Below are 250 nucleotides of genomic sequence, written 5' to 3'. Positions count from 1 at the left end.
CTTTATGTCCATCCTAGGATGAGGACCATCACACGATGCAGATCATGAACGAGCCCGATTCCCATGCGTCCGGTACAGCCGGCCCCGAAGCGATCGCCGAGCGGATTCGCACCGCGATCCTCGAGCATCGGCTCGCGCCCGGCGCGAAGCTGACGGAGGCGCAGCTCTGCGACGTGTTCAACGTGAAGCGCGGGACGATCCGGCAGGCGCTCGCGCTGCTCGCGGCCGACAAGCTCGTCGATCTCGAGCC

1 protein-coding gene is annotated in these 250 nt (G+C 65.6%); it reads left to right on the top strand.

Features of this window, described 5'->3' with window-relative positions; all coding sequences use genetic code 11:
* Positions 1-35: 35 nt before the first annotated feature.
* Positions 36-250 (top strand): GntR family transcriptional regulator (locus SB772_RS43945; protein WP_410839020.1); only part of this gene is annotated, 215 nt, incomplete at its 3' end.

Source organism: Paraburkholderia sp. SIMBA_030 (genome assembly GCF_046535245.1).
In the GTDB taxonomy this organism is placed as follows: Bacteria; Pseudomonadota; Gammaproteobacteria; order Burkholderiales; family Burkholderiaceae; genus Paraburkholderia.
The sequence above is the reverse complement of the archived record's forward strand: the minus strand, read 5'-3'. Positions and strand labels throughout refer to the sequence as shown.